Genomic DNA, 24118 nt, shown 5'->3' with positions numbered 1-24118 from the left:
CTGCCGACCCGGCCTCCCCGCAAGCCACGCCCACAAGGCCAGCCCACTGGAGACACGATGAACGCCCCGCTTCCCGAGCACATCCGCCGCGCCCTCGAGACCGTTACGCTCGACGACAAGTACTCCCTCGACTACGGCCGCGCCTTCATGAGCGGTGTGCAGGCGCTGGTCAAGCTGCCGATGCTGCAGCGCCTGCGCGACCGGCAGCACGGCAAGAACACGGCGGGCTTCATCAGCGGCTACCGGGGCTCGCCGCTCGGCGGCTACGACCAGGCGCTGTGGAAGGCCAGCAAGTTCCTGAAGGAACAGAACATCGTCTTCCAGCCCGGCGTCAACGAGGAACTGGCGGCCACCGCGCTGTGGGGCACGCAGCAGCTGGGCTTCTCGCCGGCCGGCACCAACAAGTTCGACGGCGTCTTCGGCATCTGGTACGGCAAGGGCCCGGGCGTGGACCGCTGCTCCGATGTGTTCAAGCACGCCAACATGGCGGGCACCACCGAATTCGGCGGCGTGATCGCGGTGGCCGGCGACGACCACATCTCCAAGAGCTCGACCGCCGCCCACCAGAGCGACCACATCTTCAAGGCCTGCGGCACGCCGGTGTTCTTCCCGGCCAACGTGCAGGAGATCCTCGACCTCGGCATCCACGCGTTCGCGCTGAGCCGCTTCTCGGGTGTCTGGTCGGGCATGAAGACGATCCAGGAGATCGTCGAGTCGAGCGCCACCGCGATGATCGACCCCGAGCGCGTCGAGATCGTCATCCCCACCGACTTCCAGATGCCGCCCGGCGGCCTGCACATCCGCTGGCCCGACCACGCGCTCGAGCAGGAAGCGCGGCTCATGCACTACAAGTGGTATGCCGCGCTGGCGTACATCCGCGCCAACCGCCTGAACCACAACGTGATCGAGGGCCCCAGCGACCGCTTCGGCATCATGGCCAGCGGCAAGGCCTTCAACGACACGCGGCAGGCGCTGATCGACCTCGGCCTCGACGACGCGGCCTGCCGCCAGCTGGGCATCCGGCTGCACAAGGTGGCGGTCGTGTGGCCGCTCGAGGCTCAGCTCACGCGCGACTTCGCCACCGGCCTGCAGGAAATCCTGGTGGTCGAGGAAAAGCGCCAGGTCATCGAATACCAGCTCAAGGAAGAGCTCTACAACTGGCGTTCCGACGTGCGGCCCAACGTGGTCGGCAAGTTCGACGAAGGCGAGGTGCACGAGGCCGAGGGCTATTCGGGCGGCGAATGGTCGATGCCGAACCCGACCGCGAACACGCTGCTGCGCGCCAATGCCGACCTGAATCCGGCGCTGATCGCCAAGGCGATCGCCCAGCGCCTCAGGAAGACCGGCATCCTGGCCGCGGCCGGCAGCGACATGGCCGCGCGCATCGAGGCGCAGCTTGCCATCCTCGAGGCCAAGGAGCGCGCGATGGCGGCGCCGCCCGTGGTCGGCGTCTCCGACGCCGCGCGCCAACCCTGGTTCTGCTCGGGCTGTCCGCACAACACCAGTACGGTCGTGCCCGAGGGCTCGCGCGCGCTCGGCGGCATCGGCTGCCACTTCATGGCGACCTGGATGGACCGCTCGACCATCGGCTTCACGCAGATGGGCGGCGAGGGCGTGCCGTGGGTCGGCCAGCAGCCGTTCACCACCGACCAGCACATCTTTGCCAACCTCGGCGACGGCACCTACTTCCACAGCGGGCTGCTGGCGATCCGCCAGAGCATCGCCGCCGGCGTCAACATCACCTACAAGATCCTCTACAACGACGCGGTCGCGATGACCGGCGGCCAGCAGGTCGGCGAGCGGCCCGAGGGCCACTCGGTGCTGCAGATCGCCGAGAGCCTGCATGCCGAGGGCGCGGTCAAGGTGGTGGTGGTGACCGACGAGCCCGAGAAATACGAAGGCGTCAGCGTGCCCGGCGAGAACGTCGAGGTGCGACATCGCGACGAACTCGACGAGATCCAGCGGGAGTTTCGCGAGATCAAGGGCACGACCGCGATCATCTACGACCAGACCTGCGCCACCGAGAAGCGGCGCCGGCGCAAGCGGGGCACGGCGGTCGATCCGGCCAAGCGCGTGGTCATCAACGAACTGGTCTGCGAAGGCTGCGGCGACTGCAGCGTGAAGAGCAACTGCCTGTCGGTGGAGCCGCTCGAGACCGAGTTCGGCCGCAAGCGCACCATCAACCAGAGCACCTGCAACAAGGACATGAGCTGCCTCAAGGGCTTCTGCCCCAGCTTCGTGACGGTCGAAGGCGGCCAGCTCAAGAAGAAGGCGAAGAACAAGGGCTCGACCCCGGCCGAGCTCGGCGCGCTGGCCGAGCCCTCGCTGCCGGCGCTGGCCGGCGACCATGTCTGGGGCATCGTGGTCGCGGGCGTCGGCGGCACCGGCGTCATCACGATCGGCCAGCTGCTCGGCATGGCGGCCCACATCGAGGGCAAGGGCATCGTCACGCAGGACGCGGCGGGCCTGGCCCAGAAGGGCGGCGCTACGTGGAGCCACGTGCTGATCGGCGACACCCAGGACGCGATCCGCACCACGCGCGTCGGCACCGCGGCGGCCGACCTGATCCTTGCCTGCGATCCGCTGGTCGCGGTCAACGCCGAAACCATGGCCCGCATGCGCGAGGGCCGCACCCACGTGGCGCTCAACAGCCACAGCACCCCGACGGCCGCCTTCGTGCGCAACGCCAACTGGCAGAACCCGCAGGAAGCCTGCGCGGCCGAGATTGCGCGCGCGGTCGGCATCGACGGGGTCGGTGCCTTCGACGCCGACGCGGCGGCGACCACGCTCATGGGCGACACCATCTATGTCAATCCGATGATCCTCGGCTACGCCTGGCAGAAGGGCTGGGTGCCGCTCGCGCACGAGTCGCTGATGCGCGCGATCGAGCTCAACGCGGTGGCTGTCGAGAACAACAAGACCGCCTTCGAGTGGGGCCGCCAGGCCGCGGCGCGGCCGGCCGAGGTGCAAAAGCGCGTCCAGCCGGGCCAGGTGATCGAGTTCAGGAAGCGCGAGAACCTCGAGCACCTGGTGGCGCGCCGCGCCGAGTTCCTCACCGCCTACCAGAACGCCGCCTACGCGAACGACTACAAGGCCTTCGTCGCCAGGGTGCAGCAGGCCGAATCGGCGCTCGGCAAGAGCAGTCTTTCCGAAGCCGTGGCGCGCTACCTGTTCAAGCTGATGGCCTACAAGGACGAGTACGAGGTGGCCCGCCTGCACACCGATCGCAGCTTCCTCGACCGGGTCGAAGGCATGTTCGAGGGTGACTTCAAGCTCAACTACCACCTGGCACCGCCGATCATCGCCAAGCAGAACGCCAAGGGCGAGCTGCAGAAGCAGAAGTTCGGACCGGCGATGCTGACCGGCTTCCGCGTGCTCGCGAAGCTCAAGGGATTGCGCGGCACCGCACTCGACATCTTCGGGCGCACCGAGGAGCGCCGCACCGAGCGCGCGCTGATCGGCGAATACCGCGCCAGCATCGAGGAGGTGCTGGCCGGCCTGAACGCCGCCAACCACGCGACCGCACTCGAGATCGCGGGCCTGCCCGAGCAGATCCGCGGCTACGGCCACGTCAAGGAGCGCAACCTGAAGGCCGCGCGCGGGCGCTGGGCCGAGCTCATGGCGCGCTGGCGCGATCCCCAGGCGGCGCGCGCCGCGGCCTGAATCGCACCCGGCCGCCGGGCCGGGCGCCATGAGGCGCGGCCGGGCGAGGGCCCGGAAAACCCCAAGATCGCCCACGGAATAGGGCGTTTCGCCGCCGAATACAATGCCCGGTGCTGTGCGCGGGCGAGGCCCCGTGCTGCGTGGCCGCTGGGTGCGGCCGACGGAGCCGCCGGGACCTTCGAATCGACGATGGCCGGCGCTCCTCCTCTCATTTCCCTTTGCCGGAGACTTCCTTGTTTATTTCCTCTGCTTTCGCTCAAACCGCGCCCGCCGCCGGCGGTGGCGACATGATGTCCTCGCTCGGCAGCATGCTGCCGCTGGTGCTGATGTTCGTGGTGCTGTACTTCGTGATGATCCGGCCCCAGATGAAGCGCCAGAAGGAAGCCCGCGCCATGATCGAGGCGCTCGCCAAGGGCGACGAAGTCGCGACCGCGGGTGGCGTGCTCGGCAAGATCACGCAGATCGGCGAACAGTACCTGACGGTCGAGATCGCCAAGGGCGTCGAAGTCCAGATCCAGCGCAGCGCCGTGGTCCAGGTGCTGCCCAAGGGTGCGATCAAGTAAATAGCGGCGACATGCGCGGGAGCCCCAGGCGCCCGCGCCCTTGAGGTGAATCGATGAACCGTTATCCGGTTTGGAAGTACGCGATCATCGTGATCGTGCTGCTCGTGGGGCTGATCTATGCCCTCCCCAATTTCTTCGGCGAGGCGCCTGCGGTGCAGGTGTCGTCGGCCAAGTCGACCATCAAGGTCGATGCGGGCACCGAGGCCCGCGTGGCGGAGGCGCTCAAGGCGGCCGGGCTCGTGCCCGACCTGCTGACGCTCGACGCCACTTCGGTGCGGGCCCGTTTCGCCACGCCCGACGAGCAGCTCAAGGCGCGCGACGTGCTGCAGCGGGCGCTGGTGCCCGACCCGAGCGATCCGCCGTACACGGTGGCGCTCAACCTCGTCTCCCGTTCGCCGGCCTGGCTCACGGCGCTGCACGCGTACCCGATGTACCTGGGCCTCGACCTGCGCGGCGGCGTCGACTTCCTGCTGCAGGTCGACATGAAGGGCGCGATCGACAAGCGCGCCGAATCCTTCGCGAGCGACCTGCGCACCGGCCTGCGCGACAAGAACGTGCGCGGCAGTGCGGTCAGCCGCAACGGCCAGACCATCGAGATGCGCTTCCGCGACGCGGCCGGCCTGGACGCCGCCAAGCGCTTGGTGCAGGACCAGTTCGCCGACCTGAGCGTGGTCGAAAGCCAGGAAGGCAGCGAATTCAAGCTGGTCGCCTCGATCAAGCCAGAGGCCGTGCGCCGGCTGCAGGACGCAGCCCTGAAGCAGAACATCACCACCCTGCACAACCGGATCAACGAACTCGGCGTGGCCGAGCCGGTGATCCAGCAGCAGGGCCTGGACCGCATCGTGGTGCAGTTGCCCGGCGTGCAGGACACGGCCAAGGCCAAGGACATCCTGGGCCGCACCGCGACCCTCGAGATGCGCATGGTCGACGAGAGCGCCGAGGGCCGCGCGGCCGAACTCGGCACCGGTCCGGTGCCCTTCGGCTCGGAGAAATTCCTCGACCGCCAGGGCCGTCCGGTGATCGTCAAGAAGCAGGTGCTGGTCACCGGCGAGAACCTCACCGACGCCCAGCCCGGCTTCGATTCGCAGACCCAGCAACCCAAGGTCGACCTGACGATGGACGCCAAGGGCGGCCGCATCATGCGCGACGTCAGCCGCGAGAATTTCCGCAAGCGCATGGCGATGCTGATCTTCGAGAAGGGCAAGGGCGAGGTGCTGACCGCGCCGTCGATCAACGGCGAGCTCGGCAACCGCTTCCAGATCTCGGGCTCGATGAGCGTGGTCGAGGCCAACGACCTCGCGCTGCTGCTGCGCGCCGGCTCGCTGGCGGCGCCGATGGAAATCATCCAGGAACGCACCATCGGCCCCAGCCTGGGCGCCGACAACATCAAGAAGGGCTTCAACAGCGTGATGTACGGCTTCGCCGCGATCATGGTGTTCATGTGCATTTACTACGCGCTGTTCGGCCTCTTCTCGTCGATCGCGCTGGCGGTCAACCTGCTGCTGCTGGTGGCCATCCTGTCGATGCTGCAGGCCACGCTTACGCTGCCCGGCATCGCGGCCATGGCACTGGCCATCGGCGTCGCGATCGACTCCAACGTGCTGATCAACGAGCGCATCCGCGAGGAACTGCGCGCGGGCGCCTCGCCGCAGGCGGCGATCCACGCCGGCTACGAACGAGCCTGGGGCACCATCCTGGACTCCAACGTCACGACGCTGATCGCGGGCGTGGCGCTGCTGGCCTTCGGTTCGGGCCCCATCCGCGGCTTCGCGGTGGTGCACTGCATCGGCATCGTGACCTCGATGTTCTCGGCCGTGTTCTTCTCGCGCGGCCTCGTGAACTTCTGGTACGGCAGCAAGAAGAAGCTCAAGTCGGTGTCGATCGGCACCGTCTGGAAGCCCGACACCACGGCCGTGGCCGAAGCGAAATAAGGGGCACGCGCCATGGAATTCTTCCGGATCCACAAGACGATCCCGTTCATGCGCCATGCGCTGGTGCTGAACGCGGTCTCCTTCATCACCTTCGCACTGGCGGTGTTCTTCCTCTTCCACCGCGGGCTCCACCTGTCGGTGGAATTCACCGGCGGCACCGTGATGGAAGTCGCTTCGCAGCAGTCGGTCGACGTCGGCCGGGTGCGCGAGACGATCGCCAAGCTCGGCTACCAGGACGTGCAGGTGCAGAACTTCGGCACCTCGCGCGACGTCCAGATCCGCCTGCCGGTGCAGAAGGGCCAGACCTCCGCCCAGCAGAGCGAGCAGGTCATGGCCGCGCTCAAGGCGGTCGACCCCAGCGTCACCCTGCGCGGCAACGAATTCGTCGGGCCGCAGGTCGGCGAGGAACTCACGACCAACGGCCTCAAGGCGCTCGGCATGGTGGTGATCGGCATCATGATCTACCTGGCGTTCCGCTTCGAATGGAAGTTCGCGCTGGCCACGGTGCTGGCCAACCTGCACGACGTGGTGATCATCCTGGGCTTCTTCGCCTTCTTCCAGTGGGAGTTCTCGCTGGCGGTGCTGGCGGCGGTGCTCGCGGTGCTGGGCTATTCGGTCAACGAGTCGGTGGTCATCTTCGACCGCGTGCGCGAGACCTTCCGGCGCTATCGCAAGCTCAGTACCCAGGAAGTGATCGACAGCGCGATCACCTCGACCATCAGCCGGACCATCATCACCCACGGCTCGACCCAGCTGGTGGTGCTGTCGATGTTCTTCTTCGGCGGCCCGACCCTGCACAACTTCGCGCTGGCCCTGACCATCGGCATCTGCTTCGGCATCTATTCGTCGGCCTTCGTGGCGGCGTCGATCGCGATGTGGCTGGGCGTGAAGCGCGAGGACCTGGTCAAGGCGCCGGTCAAGCGCGACGGCGATCCCAACGACCCGAACGCGGGCGCGACGGTGTGAAGCGGTAGGGGTTGCCGAGTAAGCAAGATGGCCCCTTGTGCGGTTACGCTTCCCGATGCAAGCTCGCGCTTGCCCCCAACAAACAACAAGCCGTCCTGACCATCCATGACCACGCGGTCCCACGCAGCCTCCCTCCAGCTCTCCCGCGAGGCGCGTGAGCGCTTCGTCGCCGCCACCGAGCCTCTGATCGCGCCGATCGTCCAGTCGATACGCGAGCGGCTTGCGGCGCTGGCGGGCCAGACCGGCAATGCGCGCGAGATGCAGGAGCACCGCGACAACATGCTGGCCTTCCAGGCCCAGGGCGCCAACTGGGGCGCGCAGGCGCAGGCCGCCTGGCGCAAGGCCCTGGCCAGCAGCACGGCCGAAGGCCCGACCAGCTCCAATTCGCTGTCGCGGCTCGAGCTGATCGGCGACGAGGTGGTCGAGACCAGCATCCTGTCGTCCCGGCTGGCCCAGGCGATCCAGGACAAGTCCAGCTTCGAGCTCAACGACCTGCGGCTGCGCATCCAGCACCTCGACGGCACCACCGAACTGGCCTCCAAGGACATCCTCAAGCCCGAGGCGCTGGCCAAGATCCTGGTCGACCAGTGGCTGGCCACCGGCCTGAGCCGCGGACTCTGGACCAAGGTCCAGGACCAGGTGCAGCAGCAATTGGTCGACGGCGCCGTCAAGGCCTACAAGGACGTCAACGCCTTCCTGGTCGCCAAGGACGTGATGCCCGAGATCGACCTCAAGAGCTTCGTGCGCCGCACCGGCAACGCCAGCTCGGGCAGCGCCCCGCTCGGCGGCCATGGTGGCCAGGGCGGCGCAGGTGCGCAGCAGGCCCAGGCGGGCGCCCAGCACGGCGGCGGCTTCGGCGTCCCGCCCGGCAGCTTCGCACCGGCGGCGATCGGCGTCGGTCGCGGTCCAGGGCCGGGTCAGGCCGGCGGCGACACCCTGATCGCCACCGGCGGCTCGCCGTTGCTGCTGGCTCGCCAGCGCGCCCAGGGCGTGCTGCAGAACCTCAAGCGCTTCGTGACCGCGCGCATCGGCGGCGACTTCTCGCAGTCGCGCGGCGACGGCGGCGGTGCTGGCGGCGCGGGCATGGGCCCGGGCGGCGGCGGTGGCGCGTCTGGCGGAGGCGGCGTCCGCGCGGTCGCGCCGGCCTTCGCCGCGGCCATCGCCGATGCCGAGGCCGGCTACCAGGTCGCGGCCTCGCACTACGTGGTCGGCGACGAAGCCACGGCCATCCACCAGGCCTCGGCCGATCTGCGCCGGCGCACCACCGAACTCAAGAAGAAGGCGCCCACCACCGCCGACAAGGCGACGGTGGAGATCGTCGCCCTGATGTTCCAGGCCATCCTGGCCGAGGAGCGCATCCCGTTCTCGGCCCGCGTGTGGTTCGCGCGGCTGCAGATGCCGGTGCTGCGCGTCGCCATCGCCGAGCCCGAATTCTTCGGCACCCTGCAGCATCCGGCACGCATGCTGATCGACCGCATGGGCTCGTGCGTGATGGGCTTCGATGCCGCCGCCATCTCGGGCAGTGCGCTCGAGGGCGAGATCCGCCGCGTGGTGCAGGTGATCGAGCAGTATCCCGAAACCGGCCAGCGCGTCTTCAAGCTCGTGTTCGACGAATTCGTCGCCTTCCTCAACAAGTACCTGACGCAGAGCGACAGCACCCAGCGCGTGATGAGCGTGGCGCAGCAGGTCGAGCAGAAGGAGACGATGGCGATCCAGTACACCATCGAGTTGCGCAAGATGCTCAACGACATGCCGGTGCGCGAGGAGATCCGCGAGTTCCTGTTCAAGGTCTGGGCCGAGGTGCTCGCGATCGCCGCGCTGCGCTACGGCGGCCAGGACGAGCAGACCGTGACCCTCAAGCGTGCCGCCTCCGAGCTGGTCTGGGCCGCGAGCGCCAAGCCCAACCGCAACGACCGCACCCGCGTCATCCAGGACCTGCCCAAGCTGCTGCAGCGCCTCCGCCAGGGCATGACCCTGCTGGGCATCGTCGGCGAGCCGCAGGAAGCGCACATCAAGACCATCGGCGCCACCTTGTCCGATGCCTTCCTGTCGAAGACCGAGGCGATTCCGCCGGCCAAGATCGAGGCCATGGCGCAGCGTCTGGCCAATCTCGAGGACTTCGTCTCCGACGAGGGCACGACCGACCTGCCGCTCGACGCCGCCAGCATCGAGCTGCTGCTGGGCGTCGACGCCGCGTCGATCGAGGTGGTGCCCGATACCGGCACCAAGGTCGGCGAGGACATGCTGGCCTGGGCGCACGAGCTGCAGGTCGGAACCTGGTTCATGCTCGACCACAACGACCGCGTGAGCCAGGTGCAGTTCGTCTGGCGCAGCGACCGCAAGCAGCTGCACCTGTTCGCCTCGAGCGACGGCCGCAGCTTCCTGATCCAGGTCGGCCGCCTGGCCTCCTACCTGCAGGCCGGCCTGCTGGTGCCGGCCGAGGAAGAGACGCTCACGGTGCGCGCCACGCGCGAGGCGCTGGCCAAGCTCGACGCCAATCCCGAGCGGCTGCTGAACTAGCGGCGCGGGCCGCTGGCTAGTGCGCGACCCGCCCGGTCGTGTCGTCGCAGAGCTCGTCGAGCACCAGGGCGTCGGGCTCGACGCCGGTGCTCCAGTGCACCATCAGCACGATGATCTTGAGCTCGTCGAGCGCGAGCGGTTCGCCGGGCGTGGCCATGGCGCGTTCGACCACCACCTCGCGCATGGCGCCGGCCAGCACGCCCGAAGATTCGAGGAAGCTGATGAACCCGAGGCACTCGGCGCCGATGTGTTCCTGCTCGGCCGAGGAATAGACGCGCATGGCGTCGCTCGACTGCGCGATGGCGGCATCGGCCGGCGCGAGCTCGCCTACCGTGGCGCTGCTGCCGTCGCCGTGCCGCGTGAGCTGCACGCCCTGCGTGGCAAGGCTCAGGCCGTCGAGCCAGTGAAGCGCCTGGCGGATCTCGTCTGCATCGAAGCCCTGCGCGCTGAGCTTGCGCCCCAGCTGCTCGAGTTCGGGGCAGGCGTCGCCGCGCCAGTAGTTTTCGTAGACATACACGAGCACTTCGAACATGAGTTCAATATAGCCTAGGAATGGTCTTGCGCGCGCCGGCTCATGCAAGCCCGATGCGCTGGAACAGGCCGCCGGGCAGGCGCGCCACGCTGCCGTCGAGTTCGAGCTCGAGCAGCCGCGCCTGCAGCAGCGCGGCGGCGATGCCGGTGCGCGCGCACAGGGCGTCGATGCTCACCGGGTCGAAGCCGATCGCCTGCAGCAGTTGCGATTCGCTCGCCGTATCTGGCGCCGTCTCGGATGCAGAGGTCGAAGGCGGCGTGCGCACGACCTGCAGTTCCTCGAGCACGTCGTCGACCGTCTCGACCAGCTTGGCGCCCTCGCGGATCAGCGCATGGCAACCGCGCGACTGCGGAGCATGGATGGAGCCCGGGATGGCGAACACCTCGCGCCCCTGTTCCGCTGCCAGGCGCGCGGTGATCAGCGAGCCCGAACGCAGCGCGGCCTCGATCACCAGCGTGCCGTGCGAGAGTCCCGAAATGATCCGGTTGCGCTGCGGGAAGTTTTGGGCGAGCGGCGGCGTTCCGAGCGGGTATTCGCTGACGATCAGGCCGCGCTCGGCGATACGGTGCGCCAGCTCGCGATGGCGCGCGGGGTAGACACGGTCGAGGCCGGTGCCGATCACCGCCACGGTGGCGAGTGCATCGGCGGCGGCGCCCTCCAGCGCGCCTTCGTGGGCCGCGCCGTCGATGCCGAGCGCGAGGCCCGAGACGATCGGAATGCCCGCCTCGGCCAGCGCGCGTGCGAAGGCGCGCGCGTTCTGCAGGCCCTGGGCGGTCGGGTTGCGGCTGCCGACGATCGCGAGCGCCTGCGCGGTCGCCCCGAGGTCGAGGGCCGGCGATCCGAGCACGTAGAGCATCAACGGCGGATCGGCGGTCTCGAGCAGCGCTGCCGGATAGCCGGCATCTCCGAGCGTGAGGATGCGGCGGGTGCCGCCATGGCTTTCGTGGCCGGCCAGCCACTGCGAGGTCCGGGCGAGCTGGTCGGCGAAACCGGGCGGTTCGTCTTGCAGCGCCTTGGCCTGTGCAGACGTGGCGATCTGCCGCAAGGCCGGCGTCGACTGCCGGAAGATGTCGTCAGGCAGGCCGAAGGCCGAGAGCAGGCGGCGTGCCAGCGCGTCGCCGATGCCGCGTGTCAGCGAGAGGCGAAGCCAGCTCGCAAGTTCGTCTCGTTCCAAGCCCGGCAACGCGCCATCAGGGGTTGACCAGCAGGTCGCCCACGCGCGGGGTGTCGTTGATCTCGAGCACCAGCGCGTAGGAAGCCTTCTCGAAGGGGCGGAAGACCATCAGCAGGCCGATGCGTTCGTTCGGCAGCTTGAGCACCGCCTTGCCGGTGTTGTCCGGGGCGCCGGCACGGTCGACGATGGTTTCGCCGTTCTTCAGGATGGCCAGCACATGGCCCGATTCGATGCCGTCGCGCGTGCCCTTGTTGATCACCACGACCTGGTTCTGCGCCGCGAACTGCACCGCATTGCCGTACACCGAGACGATGCGGCCGTCGATGATCTGCTCGGGTGCGCGCGGCGCGTAGCTCAGCAGCTGGCGCGGCGGCTCGGGCAGCAGGCGGTCGCCGGCACGCATTTCCTCGCGCGCGGCGACGATGTCGATGGTCGCGGGGACCACGCTCGCGACTTCCTTGCCCTTGTCGAGCTCGGTCTGGATCGACTGGCTGCGCTTGAGCTGGGCCTTGCCGAGGTAGGCCGCTTCGTAGCCGAGCAGTTCGCCCGTGGCGGGGTCCTTGAGCGGTGTGGCATTGCGGAAGACACGGAAGGTCTTGATCGGGCCGGCGGCCTCGATCAGCGGCGAGTTGGCGTCGCCCAGCGCGTAGGCACGGTCGCCGCGCGCCAGAAGCACGCGGCTGTCGTTCCCGGCGACGATGTGGGGCGCGAACTTCAGCGTGTCTTCGTCGACGATGATCGGCTCGCTCAGGAAGGGCTCGATCAGGCTCGGATTGAGGGTCGGCAGGGCCATGCCGGACATCGATTCGTAACGCGTGCGCGGCGACAGCTTGATGGTGCCGTCCGAGGCACCGCCACGTCGCGTGGTCAGCCGCGCGCGGCCGCCGGTCTTGTCGAGGTACAGGACCTGGCCCGGGTAGATGCGGTGGGGATTGGCGATCTCGTCGATGTTCATGCCCCACAGCTCGGGCCAGCGCCAGGGGCTGCGCAGGAACAGCCGCGAGATGGCCCACAGCGTGTCGCCGGGTTTGACCGTGTATTCGTCGGGCGCGTTGGGCGCCAGTTCGCTGACCGGAATGCCGGCCTGCGCGGTCTGCTGTGCAACGGCGCGCTGCTGCGGCGTGATCGGGTAACTCTGAGCGAAAGCGGTCGTGGCGCCACAGCCCCAGACGGCCGCGGCCGCCAGGGTGGCCAGAAGGCTGGGTCGCGGGCTTTCGTTGATTCGGAGTTTGGTCATGTTCATGGTGTGCACACACTGCGCCACGCAGGATGTACGAATCCTCACAATTTGCTACGAATTTTGCGCTGAAGGCCTTGATTGGGCAATGAATTCAGCCGGTCCGCGGGCGCGCCGTCGCGGAAATGGCGAAAATAGCGACAACTTTTCCTCGCTTTCATGGCTAAAAGAACCATTTTGAGTTACCCCGACCCGCGCCTGCACACGGTGGCCAAGCCCGTGCAGGGTGTGGACGCGCGCATCAAGACCCTGGTGGCCGACATGCTCGAGACCATGTACGACGCCGCCGGCATCGGACTGGCTGCGACCCAGGTCGACGTCCACGAACGGCTGGTCGTGATCGATACCTCCGAGGAGCGCAACGCGCCGCTGGTCCTGATCAACCCCGAGATCGTCTGGGCCAGCGACGAGAAGGTGCTGAACGAGGAAGGCTGCCTCTCGGTGCCCGGCATCTACGACGGCGTCGAGCGCTCGACCTCGGTGCGCGTGACCGCGCTGGACGCCGACGGCAACCCGCAGACCATCGAGGCCGAGGGCCTGCTCGCGGTCTGCATCCAGCACGAGCTGGATCACCTGCTCGGCAAGGTGTTCGTCGAGTACCTGTCGCCGCTCAAGCGCAACCGCATCAAGAGCAAGCTGCTCAAGCAGCAGCGCGAGGACCAGAAGATCGACTCGCGCGAGGGCCGTCGTTGAAAGCGCGTCGCCTCTGGCCCTTCTCGTTTCTGCTGGCGCTTGCGCTCACGGGCTGCGCGCTCGACCCGACCCGGTTGCCGCTCGACAGCACGCGCGAACAGGCCGTCCAGCGACTCGGCACCCCGACCGCCACCTATCCGATGCCTGCGGGCGGCGAACGGCTGCAGTATTCGCGCGCGCCGTCCGGCTTCGCGGTCAACAATGTCGACCTCGACGCGGCAGGGCGGGTGGTCTCGATCCGCCAGGAGCTCGAGGACGGCATGTTCGACATCACGGTCAAGCCCGGCGTCTGGAAGACCGAGGATGTGCTGCGCAGCTACGGCCGGCCGTTCGAGAAATCGCGTGTCACCTCCTTCGACGGCGAGGTCTGGGCCTGGCGCTACAAGGCGATGAACAGCCCCAGGCTGTTCTATATCTACATCGCGCCCGACGGCGTGGTCGACCATTACCACACGGCCGACGACGAGCGGCTCCTGATGACCGACCAATGAGCCTTTCATGAGAGTCGCGTTCGCGGGCACGCCCGAATTTGCCCGGGTCGCGCTGGAGGCCATCGCGGCGGCCGGTTTCGAGATCGTCCTGGTGCTGACCCAGCCCGACCGCCCGGCCGGGCGCGGCATGAAGCTGCAGGCGTCTGCGGTCAAGCAGTTGGCGCTCGCTCGCGGCTGGACGCTGGCGCAGCCGCGCAGCCTGCGGCTGGACGGCAAGTTTCCTGACGAGGCCGCGGCCGCGCGCGAGGCGATCGAGGCGGCTCGGGCCGATGTCATGGTGGTGGCGGCCTACGGGCTGATCCTGCCCCAGTGGGTGCTCGATGCGCCGCGGCTGGGCTGCCTGAACATCCATGCCAGCCTGCTGCCGCGCTGGCGCGGCGCGGCGCCGATCCATCGCGCGATCGAGGCCGGCGACCCGCGCACCGGCGTCACGATCATGCAGATGGACGCCGGCCTCGACACCGGCGCCATGCTGCTCAGCGAGGCGCTGGACATCGGCGACGACAGCACGGCGCTGCTGCACGACCGGCTGGCCTCGATGGGTGGCCGGCTGATCGTCGAGGCGCTTCGGCGCGCCGAGGCCGGGAGTCTGAAGGCCGAGCCGCAGCCGGACGAGGGCGTCACGTACGCCCGCAAGGTCGAGAAGTCCGAGGCCCAGATCGACTGGTCGGAGGATGCGGCGGCAATCGTGCGCCGGGTCCGGGCCTTCGACCCGTTTCCGGGCGCCGGCAGCGTGCTCGGCGGCGAGACGCTCAAGGTCTGGGGTGCGAGGGTCGGGTCCGGGGCGGCGGCTTCGGCGCAGGCGCCGGGCACGGTGCTCGCGGTGAGCGGCTCGGGGATCGAGGTGGCGGCGAAGGACGGCAGCGTGGTGCTCACGGAACTGCAGCGCGCCGGTGGCAAGCGGCTCCCGGTGGGCGATTTCCTGCGCGGCTTCGAGGTCCGGCCGGGCCTGCGCTTCGGCTGACGCGCACCGATGTTCCTTTCGTCGTCCGTTCGCCGCCAGCCGGAATTCCGCGAGGGCATCCGCGACATGTCGGCCGTGGCCGTCGGCATTGGCGCCTGGGGCCTGATGACCGGTGTCGCCATGGTCAAGTCGGGCATGAGCGTGATCGAGGCGGTCGCCATGACGCTGCTCGTGTACGCGGGAAGCTCACAGCTCGCGGCCATTCCGCTGCTGATCGCGGGCGCGCCGGCCTGGGTGATCCTGGCCACCGGTTTCTGCGTCAATCTGCGCTTCGTGGTCTTCAGCCTGCATCTGCGGCCCTACCTCATGCACATGCCGCGCTGGCGCCGCATGCTGCACGGCTACCTGACGGCCGACATGAGCTACGCCTTCTTCACGCGCAAGTACACGCAGCCGCCGGCCACGCGGGCCGAGGAGCAGGCGCAGGAGGCCTACCTGACCGGCAACTACTTCGTCACCTGGGTCGCCTGGATGGGCCTGAGCCTGCTCGGCATCGCGCTCGCCAACCTGATTCCGCAGAGCTGGGGCCTGGGCTTCGCGGGGGTGCTGAGCCTGGTGGCGGTGGTCTGCTCGATGGCGACCACGCGGCTGCGGATGCTGGCGGTGCTGATCGCCTCGGCCACCGCGGTCGCGGCCTATGCGCTGCCGCTCAAGCTCAACATCGTGACCGCCATCGGTGCCGCGGTGCTTCTGTGCTTCTGGCTCGAGAAGCAGTTCGGCCTCGACCCGACCGCGGAGGACGACCGTTGAGCGGCATCTTCCAGGGCACCGATCTCTGGACGCTGGTCGTGATCGTCGGCCTGGCCGGAGTGACCGTGCTCACGCGCTGCTTCTTCTTCATCCTCGACCGGCCCTGGGGCCTGCCGGAGTGGGCGCACCGGGCGCTGCACTACGCGCCGGCAGCCGCCCTGGCGGCCGTGATCGCGCCCGAGATCCTCATGACGCAGGGGCAGCTGATCTCGACGCTGCACGACGCGCGCCTCTACGGCGCCGCAGCCGGTGCCGCGTTCTACTTCTGGCGCGGTGGCGTCCTGGGCACGATGCTGGCGGGCATGGCGGTGTACCTGCCGCTGCATCTGGGCCTGGGCTGGTAGCACGCGGCGGCGGGTGTTGCCCCGCGCCCGTGCGGGGCCGAAGCTGGCGAAACCTACAATGGCCGCTGCCCGCCGAGGCACCTCCTTCTTCGCTCTACACCGTCCATCCATGAACGTCCTCCGATTCACCGATCTCTGTGCGCAAGGCAAAGTCGCCGGCCAGCGCGTCTTCATCCGTGCCGACCTCAACGTGCCGCAGGACGACAGCGGGCGCATCACCGAGGACACGCGCATCCGCGCCTCGGTGCCCTGCATCCGCCAGGCGCTCGACGCGGGCGCGGCCGTGATGGTCACCTCGCACCTGGGCCGCCCCACCGAAGGCCAGTTCAAGCCCGAGGATTCGCTGGCGCCGGTCGCCGCGCGACTGGGCGAGCTGCTGGGCCGCGAGGTGCCGCTGGTGGCCGACTGGGTCGATGGCGTGCAGGTGGCACCGGGCCAGGTCGTGCTGCTCGAGAACTGCCGCCTCAACAAGGGCGAGAAGAAGAACGACGAGGCGCTGGCCCGCAAGCTGGCCGCGCTGACCGACATCTACGTCAACGACGCCTTCGGCACCGCCCACCGCGCCGAGGCGACCACCTACGGCATCGCGCAGTACGCCAGGCTGGCTTGCGCCGGCCCGCTGCTGGCGGCCGAGATCGACGCCATCACCAAGGCGCTCGCACAGCCGCAGCGCCCGCTGGTGGCGATCGTCGCGGGCTCCAAGGTGAGTACCAAGCTGACTATCCTCGAGAGCCTGGCGGCCAAGGTCGACCAGCTGATCGTGGGCGGCGGCATCGCGAACACCTTCATGCTGGCCTCGGGCCTCGGCATCGGCAAGTCGCTGGCCGAGCCGGACCTGGTCGACCAGGCCCGGGCGGTGATCGAGGCCATGCGCGCGCGCGGCGCCGCGGTGCCGATCCCGGTCGACGTGGTCACGGCCAAGACCTTTGCGGCCGATGCGCCGGCCACCGTCAAGGACGCCGATGCGGTGGCCGACGACGAGCTGATCCTCGACATCGGTCCGAAGACCGCGGCCCAGCTGGCCGCGCAGCTGCGCGAGGCCGGCACCATCGTCTGGAACGGCCCGGTCGGCGTGTTCGAGTTCGACGCCTTCTCGCACGGCACCGAGACGATTGCGCGCGCCATCGCCGACAGCCCGGCGTTCTCGATCGCGGGCGGCGGCGACACGCTGGCCGCGATCGCCAAGTACGGCATCGAGCAGCAGGTCGGCTACATCTCGACCGGCGGTGGCGCCTTCCTCGAGATCCTCGAGGGCAAGACCCTGCCGGCTTTCGAGATCCTGGCGAAGCGCGCCGCGGCTTGAGGCCGGCCGGCTCGGGCCGGTCTGCGGGCCTCTTCCGCTTGTCACACAAAGTGTATACAGTCCGGAATACAAACAGGAGACTGAAATGAGCACGCCCCGCCTGCCCCGTCATGCCACCAAGATCGTCGCCACGCTCGGCCCGGCCTCGAACACGCCCGAGCTGCTCGAGCAGATGATCCTCAACAAGGTCAGCGTGGTGCGGCTCAACTTCAGCCACGGCACGGCGCAGGACCACATTGCGCGGGCCGCCATGGTGCGCGAGGCGGCGCGCCGCAGCGGCCGGGAGGTCGCGATCATGGCCGACCTGCAGGGCCCGAAGATCCGCGTGGGCAAGTTTGCCGAGGGCAAGGTCTGGCTCGAGCCGGGCGCGAAGTTCGTGCTCGACGCCTCGCGCACCGAGCCCGGCAACGTCGATGCCGTCGGCCTCGACTACAAGGACCTGCCGCGCGACGTCAAGGCCGGCGACAGCCTGCTGCTCAACGACGGCCTGATCGTGCTCACGGTCGACGCGGTCAGGGGCGATGCGGTTTACACCACGGTGCGCCTGGGCGGCGAGCTGTCGAACAACAAGGGCATCAACAAGCAGGGCGGCGGCCTCACGGCACCGGCCCTCACCGCCAAGGACATGGAGGACATCAAGACCGCGATGAGCTTCCAGGCGGACTACGTGGCCGTGAGCTTCCCGAAGAACGCCACCGACATGGAAATGGCGCGCCAACTGTGCAACGTGGCGGCGGCCGAGTTCGGCCACAAGCCCGGCATGATCGCCAAGATCGAGCGCGCCGAAGCCATCCCCAAGCTCGAGGAGATCCTGCGCTCGAGCGACGGCATCATGGTGGCGCGCGGCGACCTGGCGGTCGAGGTCGGCAATGCCGCGGTGCCGGCGCTGCAGAAGAAGATGATCCGGATGGCGCGCGAGATGGACAAGGTGGTCATCACCGCGACCCAGATGATGGAGTCGATGATCACCAACCCGGTGCCCACGCGGGCCGAGGTCAGCGACGTCGCCAACGCGGTGCTCGACGGCACCGACGCCGTGATGCTCTCGGCCGAGACCGCCTCGGGCCGCTATCCGCTCGAGACGGTGCAGGAGATGAGCCGCATCTGCGAAGCCGCCGAGGCCGCCGAGGACCTGCAGCTCGACGCCGACTTCAGCGGCAAGAGCTACACCCGCATCGACCAGTCGATCGCCATGGGCGCGCTGTTCACGGCCCACCACCTGGGTGCCAAGGCCATCGTCGCGCTGACCGAGTCGGGCTCGACGCCGCTCTGGATGAGCCGGCATCGTGCCCACATCCCGATGTACGCGCTGACCTCGCGCCTCGCAACGCAGCGCAAGATGGCGTTGTATCGCAACGTGCGGCCGCTGCTGATGGACTCCGAGAGCGACCGCGACAACGCGCTGGCGCAGGCCGAGGCCCACCTCAAGAAGCGCGGCATCGTGCAGACCGGCGACGTCTACGCGATCACCTGCGGCGAGCCCATGGGGGCGCCGGGCGGCACCAACATGCTCAAGATCTGCAAGGTGTCCTAGCCTGCCGGCGGGACGCCCCACTGCATGGGGCATGGGCATCGGCGTCGTCCTACGGAGCCCCTCGGTAGAATCCAGGGCGTTCTTTAGTCTTCATCCCTAGATTCCCGCGAGGTATTTCCATGGCACTCGTCTCGATGCGCGAACTGCTCGACCATGCCGCCGCCAATGGCTACGGCATCCCGGCTTTCAACGTCAACAACCTCGAACAGGTGCAGGCCGTGATGGAGGCCGCCAAGGAAGTCGGCGCTCCCGTCATCCTGCAAGCCAGCGCCGGCGCCCGCAAGTACGCGGGCGAAGCCTTCATCAAGCACCTGATCCAGGCCGCCATCGAGGCCTATCCGACCGTGCCGCTCGTGATGCACCAGGACCACGGCCAGAGCCCGGACGTGTGCCGCGGCGCGATCGACCTCGGTTTCAGCTCGGTGATGATGGACGGCTCGCTCGAGGCCGACGGCAAGACCATCGCCAGCTACGACTACAACGTCGACGTCACGAAGAAGGTCGCCGAGATGGCGCACAAGGTCGGCGTCACGGTCGAGGGCGAACTGGGCTGCCTCGGTTCGCTCGAGACCATGAAGGGCGACAAGGAAGACGGCCACGGCACCGACGACACGATGACCCGCGAGCAGCTGCTGACCGACCCTGAGCAGGCTGCCGACTTTGTCAAGCGGACCCAGATCGACGCGCTGGCGATCGCCATCGGCACGAGCCATGGCGCCTACAAGTTCACGCGCGAGCCCACCGGCGACATCCTCGCGATCGACCGCATCAAGGAAATCCACCGCCGCATCCCCAATACCCACCTGGTGATGCACGGCTCGTCGAGCGTGCCGCAGGAGCTGCTGGCCATCATTCGCCAGTACGGCGGCAACATGAAGGAAACCTACGGCGTGCCCGTGAAGGAAATCCAGGAAGCCATCAAGCACGGCGTGCGCAAGATCAACATCGACACCGACATCCGCCTCGCGATGACCGGCGCGGTGCGCAAGTTCCTGGCCGAGAACCCCGAGAAGTTCGATGCCCGCGAATGGCTCAAGCCGGCCCGCGAGGCAGCCCGCCTGATCTGCAAGCAGCGCTACCTCGAGTTCGGCTGCGAAGGCCAGGGCCCGAAGATCAAGGGCGACACGCTGCAGGTCGTCGCCGCCAGGTACGCCAAGGGCGAGCTCGCGCAGGAAGTCAGGTAGCCAGGGCCCTCCGCCAGGTCGCGCGCACTGCGTGTCGCGCTCCCACCCCCTCTCCGGGGGCAACCCCTGCGGCCCGGCAAAGCCGGTTTCGCGGGGTTTCACGAACGGGCCTGGCTGCGCCGGCCGATTGGTTTGCCGCGGCGCGAGCCGCGCGCACAATCTGCGAAGTCTTCCGCACCGTCTCACCTTCATCCGCCATGACCACCGTCCATACCTCCTCCATCCAGAGCCTGCCGCTGCTCGCGCGCGGCAAGGTGCGCGACAACTACGCCGTCGGCGACGACCGCATCCTGATGGTGGCGAGCGATCGCCTGTCGGCCTTCGACGTGATCATGGGCGAGCCGATCCCGGGCAAGGGCGTGATCCTCACGCAGATGGCGCTCTGGTGGTTCGACCGCCTGGGCCACCTGTGCCCCAACCACCTGACCGGCGATGCGCCGGAGAGCGTGGTCACGCCCGACGAGGTGGCGCAGGTGGAAGGCCGCTCGATGCTGGTCAAGCGCCTCAAGCCGATCCCGGTCGAGGCCGTGGTGCGGGGCTACCTGGCCGGCAGCGGCTGGAAGGAATACCAGGAAGGCCGCGCCGTCTGCGGCGTGCCGCTGCCCGAGGGCCTGACCAACGCCAGCAAGCTGCCGCGGCCGATCTTCACGCCCGCGGCCAAGGCCGCCGCCGGTGCCCACGACGAGAACATCAGCTACGACAAGGTGGTCGAGGTGGTGGGCCCCAAGCTCGCGCAGCAGATCCGCGAGACCAGCATCGCGATCTACGAGGCGGCCGCCGCGATCGCGCTCGGCAAGGGCATGATCATCGCGGACACCAAGTTCGAGTTCGGGCTCGACGAAGCCGGCACGCTGGTGCTGATGGACGAGGTGCTGACGCCCGACAGCTCGCGCTACTGGCCGGTCGAGGGCTACGAGGCAGCGCTCGCCACGGGTGCCAATCCGCCGAGCTACGACAAGCAGTTCGTGCGCGACTGGCTCGAGGCCACGAAGATCAACGGCAAGCCCTGGGACAAGACCCCGCCGGCGCCGCGCCTGCCGGCCGAGGTGATCGAGAAGACCGCCGCCAAGTACCGCGAGGCGCTCGAGCGTCTGACGGGCTGAGCGCCCGCGGCCCCGGCCGCGGAATGTGAATACATCACAAAAGCGGCGGCAATAGGTCACGGCACGCGGCGGCCGTCCTCTTCCAGACTCTGCGCATCCCCTTAGATGAGGAGAGTCGCATGAAAACCGCAGCCGAATTCCAGTTTCGCGTGCGCGAGGATGCCGCCGCTGCCGCTGCCGCTGCCGCTGCCGCTGCCGCTGCCGCCGTCCCCGCGGTCACGGCGGTGCCGCCCGATGCGGTGCAGGCTGGCATGCTGGCGCGGGTGCTCGAGGAGATCGACCACGGCCTGATCCTGCTCGACCTCACGGGCCGCATCCTGCACGCCAACTACCCGGCCCGGCGCGAACTGGCCGCCGGCCGTGCACTGCGCAACGCCGACGGCATGCTGTGCGCAGCGGACGGTGTGGCGCAATCCAGGATCCGCCATTCGCTGGCCGAGGCCGAGCGCGACTGCCGCAGCATCGTCGAGCTCGACCCGGGCGCCGACGCGCTGTCGCTGGCCTTCGTGCCGCTCGCGGCGGTGCATGGCGGCTCGACGATCGACACCGTGCTGGTCATCTGCAGCCGCCGTGCCGGCTGCGAGATGCTCACGATGCAGATGTTCGCGCGCGCGCGCCATCTGACGCGGGCCGAGCAGAACGTGCTGGCCCGGCTGTGCGCGGGGCACGGCGCCGAGGAAATCGCCTGCCTCGAGGGCGTGCGCATGTCCACCGTGCGCACCCACATCAAGAACGTGCGGCAGAAGACCGGCAGCGCCAGCATCCGCGAGGTGGTGCACCGCGTCTCGCGCCTGCCCCAGATCGTGTCGGTGCTGCGGCTCGTGGACTAGCGCACCGTCGCGCAACGGGAATTCGGGCTCATTCGGGGCTGTCACGCAGGCGAGGGTTGTCAGGGAGCGCAAAGGCGTCAGGATGTCGGGAGAGGCTGAGAGAAGGCAGAAGTAAACGGAAGAAGACGCGAGAGGGAGCGGTCCCCCGGGCTGTGCGCAGCCCCGGGGGCCGCTTATATTCGCGCCATGCCGCCGAAGCCCGCCGCGTCCGATGAGCCATCTGCCGCGCTGCCGCCGGCGCTGCAACTGCTTGCCGAGCGAGGCGTACAGCGCCGCTACCGCACCCGGGCGATGCTGATCGAGGAGGGCGATACCGGGGGCGCCGTCTACATCGTGCTCGCCGGCCGGCTGCGCGCCTTCCTGTCCGACACGCGCGGCCGCGAGGTCACGCTGGCGCTCCATGGTCCGGGCGAATACGTGGGCGAGATGTCACTCGATGGCGGCCCGCGTTCGGCCAGCGTGCAGGCCGTGGAGCCCACGCTGTGCGCCGTCGTCACCCGCGAGACCATGCTGCAGTACGTGGCCGAGCACCCCGATTTCGCCTTCGCGCTGATCGTGCGCCTGATCCGTCGCGCGCGGCTGGCGACCGAGAGCGCCCGCAGCATGGCGCTGCTCGACGTCTATGCACGCCTGCGGCGGCTGCTCGAGTCACGTTCGGCGATGGCGGCCGAGGGCGGCGCACGGCGGCTGGCCGAGCGGCTCACGCACCAGGCCATGGCCAGCGAGATCGGCTGTTCGCGTGAGATGGTGAGCCGGCTGCTCAAGGATCTGGAGCAGGGCGGCTACATCTCGGTCGACCGGCGCCAGATCGTGATCGAGCGCGAGCTGCCGGCGCGCTGGTAGCGCACTTATCGCCCGTGGAGGGCTCTCAGCGCGTGGTGCTGAGCGTGGCCACCGTGCGGCCGCCTGCATCGAGCAGCGCGAGCCGCGTCGGGCTTTGCATGCGGTAGCTCGTGGTGGCCTGCAGGGCGGCGAAGAACTGCGCCTCCTTGGTGCCGAGCGCGGGATCGGCGCAGGCCATGCGGGTCGAGGCCAGCTGGCTCAGCTTGAGCGTGCTGCCGCTGCGCTCGAAGGTGCCCGACAGCCGGTTGCAGCCGCCCGAACCGTTCACGCGGCCGTTGCGGCGATCGAACTGGACCGTCGGGTCGCGCTGCGGGTCGCCGCTCGGGGCGACCGGCTCGCCGCCGAGCTGGTCGAGGCGCCAGACCGGACCTTCGATCGGCTCGTCGAGGTTGATGCCGCTGCCGCAGCCGGCCAGCAGGGCCGCGGCAAGCAGGGTGGCCGAGAGGAAGGGGATGGCGGCAGGGCTGGAACGCATGGCCTGTCTGTCCTTGTGCAACGAAATGAAATTCGCACCATCGTATGCGACGGCGCCCGGCCCGCCAACGCTCAGCTCAGGACCACGCTGCTGAGTCGGCGGCGGTAGCTGGCCACGGTCGGGTCGTCCGGCGGGATCTGGCCGTCGGCCACCTTGATCTTCGGCGGCTCGATGATGTCGAGAATCGCGATGTAGGTCTTGCGCGCCAGATCCTCGTTCCAGGTCTTGTCGCGCATGAGGATGTCGAGCAGCTCGTCCATCGCATCGGTCCAGCGCTGGGCGCCCATCAGCAGGCGGGCGCGGTCGAAGCGGGCCTCGAAGTCGCGCTTGTTGGCCGCGATGCGTGCTTCCGCATCGGCCAGCGACGGCGCGGCGCCCGCGGGGGGTGCCGCGAAGTCGATCGCGCCCATCCAGCGCTGCAGCGAATCGAAGCGGCGCACCAGCGCGGTCTTGGCGATGACGGGTGCGAACGCCACCTTGGCATCGTCGGTGCGGCCTTCCTGCAGCAGCAGCTTGACGTAGTCGAAGCGCGCGTCGTCGTTGGCCGGGTCGGTGGCGACCGCGTGCTGCAGCTTCTCGAGCGCGCCCTCGGTGTCGCCCTCGGCCAGCGCCGCCTGGGCCGATTCCTCCTCGGCCAGGGCCTCTGCCTCGTCGGCGCCGGGCACGTGCTTGTCGAGGAAGGTGCGGATCTCGGCCGCCGGAATGGCGCCGACGAAGCCGTCCACCGGCTGGCCGTCCTTGAACATGACGCAGAACGGGATGCTGCGCACGCCGAACATCTGGCTCAGCTGCTGCGAGATCTGCGGCACCGCGTCGGCATCGAGCTTGGCCAGCGTGAAGCGGCCGGCGTATTCGGTCTCGAGCTTTTCGAGCACCGGACCGAGCTGCTTGCAGGGCCCGCACCACTCGGCCCAGATGTCGAGCAGGACCGGTGTGGTCATGGAGCCATCGATCAGCTCCGACTGGAAATTTTCGAGGGTGATGTCGATCATCGCGGGAAGGTGAGGGTGAAACGTAA

The 24118-nt window shown here is 68.7% G+C and carries 21 protein-coding genes; 16 read left to right on the top strand and 5 right to left on the bottom strand.

All coding sequences use genetic code 11. The features are described from left to right. Nucleotides 1-57: 57 nt before the first annotated feature. The 5 genes from QTH87_RS16805 to QTH87_RS16785 all read left to right on the top strand — a co-directional run bounded on the left by QTH87_RS16805 (nt 58) and on the right by QTH87_RS16785 (nt 9643). Nucleotides 58-3663, top strand: a complete 3606-nt coding sequence (locus QTH87_RS16805) for an indolepyruvate ferredoxin oxidoreductase family protein (protein WP_286610762.1) — start codon at nt 58-60, stop codon at nt 3661-3663. A gap of 233 nt (nt 3664-3896) precedes the next feature. Further along, nucleotides 3897-4226 (top strand): preprotein translocase subunit YajC, encoded by a 330-nt coding sequence (yajC, locus tag QTH87_RS16800; protein WP_286610761.1) that lies wholly within the window; start codon nt 3897-3899, stop codon nt 4224-4226. Between the two features lie 53 nt (nt 4227-4279). Next, nucleotides 4280-6157, top strand: a complete 1878-nt coding sequence (gene secD / locus QTH87_RS16795) for a protein translocase subunit SecD (RefSeq protein ID WP_286610760.1) — start codon at nt 4280-4282, stop codon at nt 6155-6157. 12 nt (nt 6158-6169) lie between these two features. After that, nucleotides 6170-7123: a protein translocase subunit SecF gene (secF, locus tag QTH87_RS16790; RefSeq protein ID WP_286610758.1), complete on the top strand. Its 954-nt coding sequence runs from the start codon at nt 6170-6172 to the stop codon at nt 7121-7123. 105 nt (nt 7124-7228) lie between these two features. Further along, nucleotides 7229-9643, top strand: a complete 2415-nt coding sequence (locus QTH87_RS16785) for a DUF1631 family protein (RefSeq protein WP_286610756.1) — start codon at nt 7229-7231, stop codon at nt 9641-9643. A gap of 16 nt (nt 9644-9659) precedes the next feature. Here the strand turns inward: QTH87_RS16785 and QTH87_RS16780 are convergent, their stop codons facing one another. From QTH87_RS16780 to QTH87_RS16770, 3 genes are read right to left on the bottom strand one after another with little or no spacing between them, the layout of a single operon-like run. Next, on the bottom strand, nt 9660-10175 hold the full coding sequence (locus tag QTH87_RS16780) for a Smg family protein (RefSeq protein WP_286610754.1): 516 nt from the start codon (nt 10173-10175) through the stop codon (nt 9660-9662). A 40-nt stretch (nt 10176-10215) separates the two neighbouring features. Further along, nucleotides 10216-11349 carry a DNA-processing protein DprA gene (gene dprA, locus QTH87_RS16775; protein ID WP_286610753.1) on the bottom strand — a complete coding sequence of 378 codons (1134 nt, stop codon included), beginning with the start codon at nt 11347-11349 and terminating at the stop codon, nt 10216-10218. Nucleotides 11350-11365: 16 nt separating this feature from the next. Beyond that, complete coding sequence (locus tag QTH87_RS16770) at nt 11366-12586, bottom strand: LysM peptidoglycan-binding domain-containing protein (protein WP_286610751.1); 1221 nt, start codon at nt 12584-12586, stop codon at nt 11366-11368. 159 nt (nt 12587-12745) lie between these two features. Between QTH87_RS16770 and def the strand changes: the two genes are divergently transcribed. The 11 genes from def (at nt 12746) to QTH87_RS16715 (ending at nt 22625) form a co-directional block, all read left to right on the top strand. Beyond that, the gene (def, locus tag QTH87_RS16765; RefSeq protein ID WP_286610748.1) at nt 12746-13279 is read left to right on the top strand and encodes a peptide deformylase; all 534 of its coding nucleotides are present in this window, start codon (nt 12746-12748) and stop codon (nt 13277-13279) included. Further along, the gene (locus tag QTH87_RS16760) at nt 13276-13770 is read left to right on the top strand and encodes a hypothetical protein (RefSeq protein WP_286610746.1); all 495 of its coding nucleotides are present in this window, start codon (nt 13276-13278) and stop codon (nt 13768-13770) included. Before def ends, QTH87_RS16760 begins: the two co-directional genes overlap by 4 nt. Before the next feature lie 7 nt (nt 13771-13777). After that, complete coding sequence (gene fmt / locus QTH87_RS16755; RefSeq protein WP_286610745.1) at nt 13778-14734, top strand: methionyl-tRNA formyltransferase; 957 nt, start codon at nt 13778-13780, stop codon at nt 14732-14734. A gap of 9 nt (nt 14735-14743) precedes the next feature. Next, nucleotides 14744-15484, top strand: a complete 741-nt coding sequence (locus QTH87_RS16750; RefSeq protein WP_286610743.1) for an AzlC family ABC transporter permease — start codon at nt 14744-14746, stop codon at nt 15482-15484. Beyond that, nucleotides 15481-15828: an AzlD domain-containing protein gene (locus tag QTH87_RS16745; protein WP_444812799.1), complete on the top strand. Its 348-nt coding sequence runs from the start codon at nt 15481-15483 to the stop codon at nt 15826-15828. Before QTH87_RS16750 ends, QTH87_RS16745 begins: the two co-directional genes overlap by 4 nt. 109 nt (nt 15829-15937) lie before the next feature. Continuing rightward, nucleotides 15938-17131 (top strand): phosphoglycerate kinase, encoded by a 1194-nt coding sequence (locus QTH87_RS16740; RefSeq protein WP_286610742.1) that lies wholly within the window; start codon nt 15938-15940, stop codon nt 17129-17131. A gap of 85 nt (nt 17132-17216) precedes the next feature. Beyond that, nucleotides 17217-18665, top strand: a complete 1449-nt coding sequence (pyk, locus tag QTH87_RS16735; RefSeq protein ID WP_286610740.1) for a pyruvate kinase — start codon at nt 17217-17219, stop codon at nt 18663-18665. Between the two features lie 119 nt (nt 18666-18784). Further along, nucleotides 18785-19849: a class II fructose-bisphosphate aldolase gene (gene fba / locus QTH87_RS16730; protein ID WP_286610738.1), complete on the top strand. Its 1065-nt coding sequence runs from the start codon at nt 18785-18787 to the stop codon at nt 19847-19849. 197 nt (nt 19850-20046) lie between these two features. Further along, on the top strand, nt 20047-20952 hold the full coding sequence (locus QTH87_RS16725) for a phosphoribosylaminoimidazolesuccinocarboxamide synthase (RefSeq protein WP_286610736.1): 906 nt from the start codon (nt 20047-20049) through the stop codon (nt 20950-20952). Between the two features lie 119 nt (nt 20953-21071). After that, nucleotides 21072-21782, top strand: coding sequence for a helix-turn-helix transcriptional regulator (locus QTH87_RS16720; protein WP_286610733.1), 711 nt, complete (start codon nt 21072-21074; stop codon nt 21780-21782). A 186-nt stretch (nt 21783-21968) separates the two neighbouring features. After that, on the top strand, nt 21969-22625 hold the full coding sequence (locus QTH87_RS16715) for a Crp/Fnr family transcriptional regulator (RefSeq protein ID WP_286610732.1): 657 nt from the start codon (nt 21969-21971) through the stop codon (nt 22623-22625). Nucleotides 22626-22650: 25 nt separating this feature from the next. Here QTH87_RS16715 and QTH87_RS16710 read toward each other — a convergent pair whose 3' ends face one another. Both QTH87_RS16710 and QTH87_RS16705 read right to left on the bottom strand, forming a co-directional pair. Beyond that, on the bottom strand, nt 22651-23100 hold the full coding sequence (locus tag QTH87_RS16710) for an META domain-containing protein (RefSeq protein WP_286610730.1): 450 nt from the start codon (nt 23098-23100) through the stop codon (nt 22651-22653). 71 nt (nt 23101-23171) lie between these two features. Continuing rightward, complete coding sequence (locus QTH87_RS16705; RefSeq protein WP_286610728.1) at nt 23172-24092, bottom strand: tetratricopeptide repeat protein; 921 nt, start codon at nt 24090-24092, stop codon at nt 23172-23174. Nucleotides 24093-24118: the final 26 nt, after the last annotated feature.

It is taken from the genome of Variovorax jilinensis (assembly GCF_030316885.1).
In the GTDB taxonomy this organism is placed as follows: Bacteria; Pseudomonadota; Gammaproteobacteria; order Burkholderiales; family Burkholderiaceae_C; genus Variovorax; species Variovorax jilinensis.
This window is presented reverse-complemented; position numbering and strand designations above follow the sequence as displayed.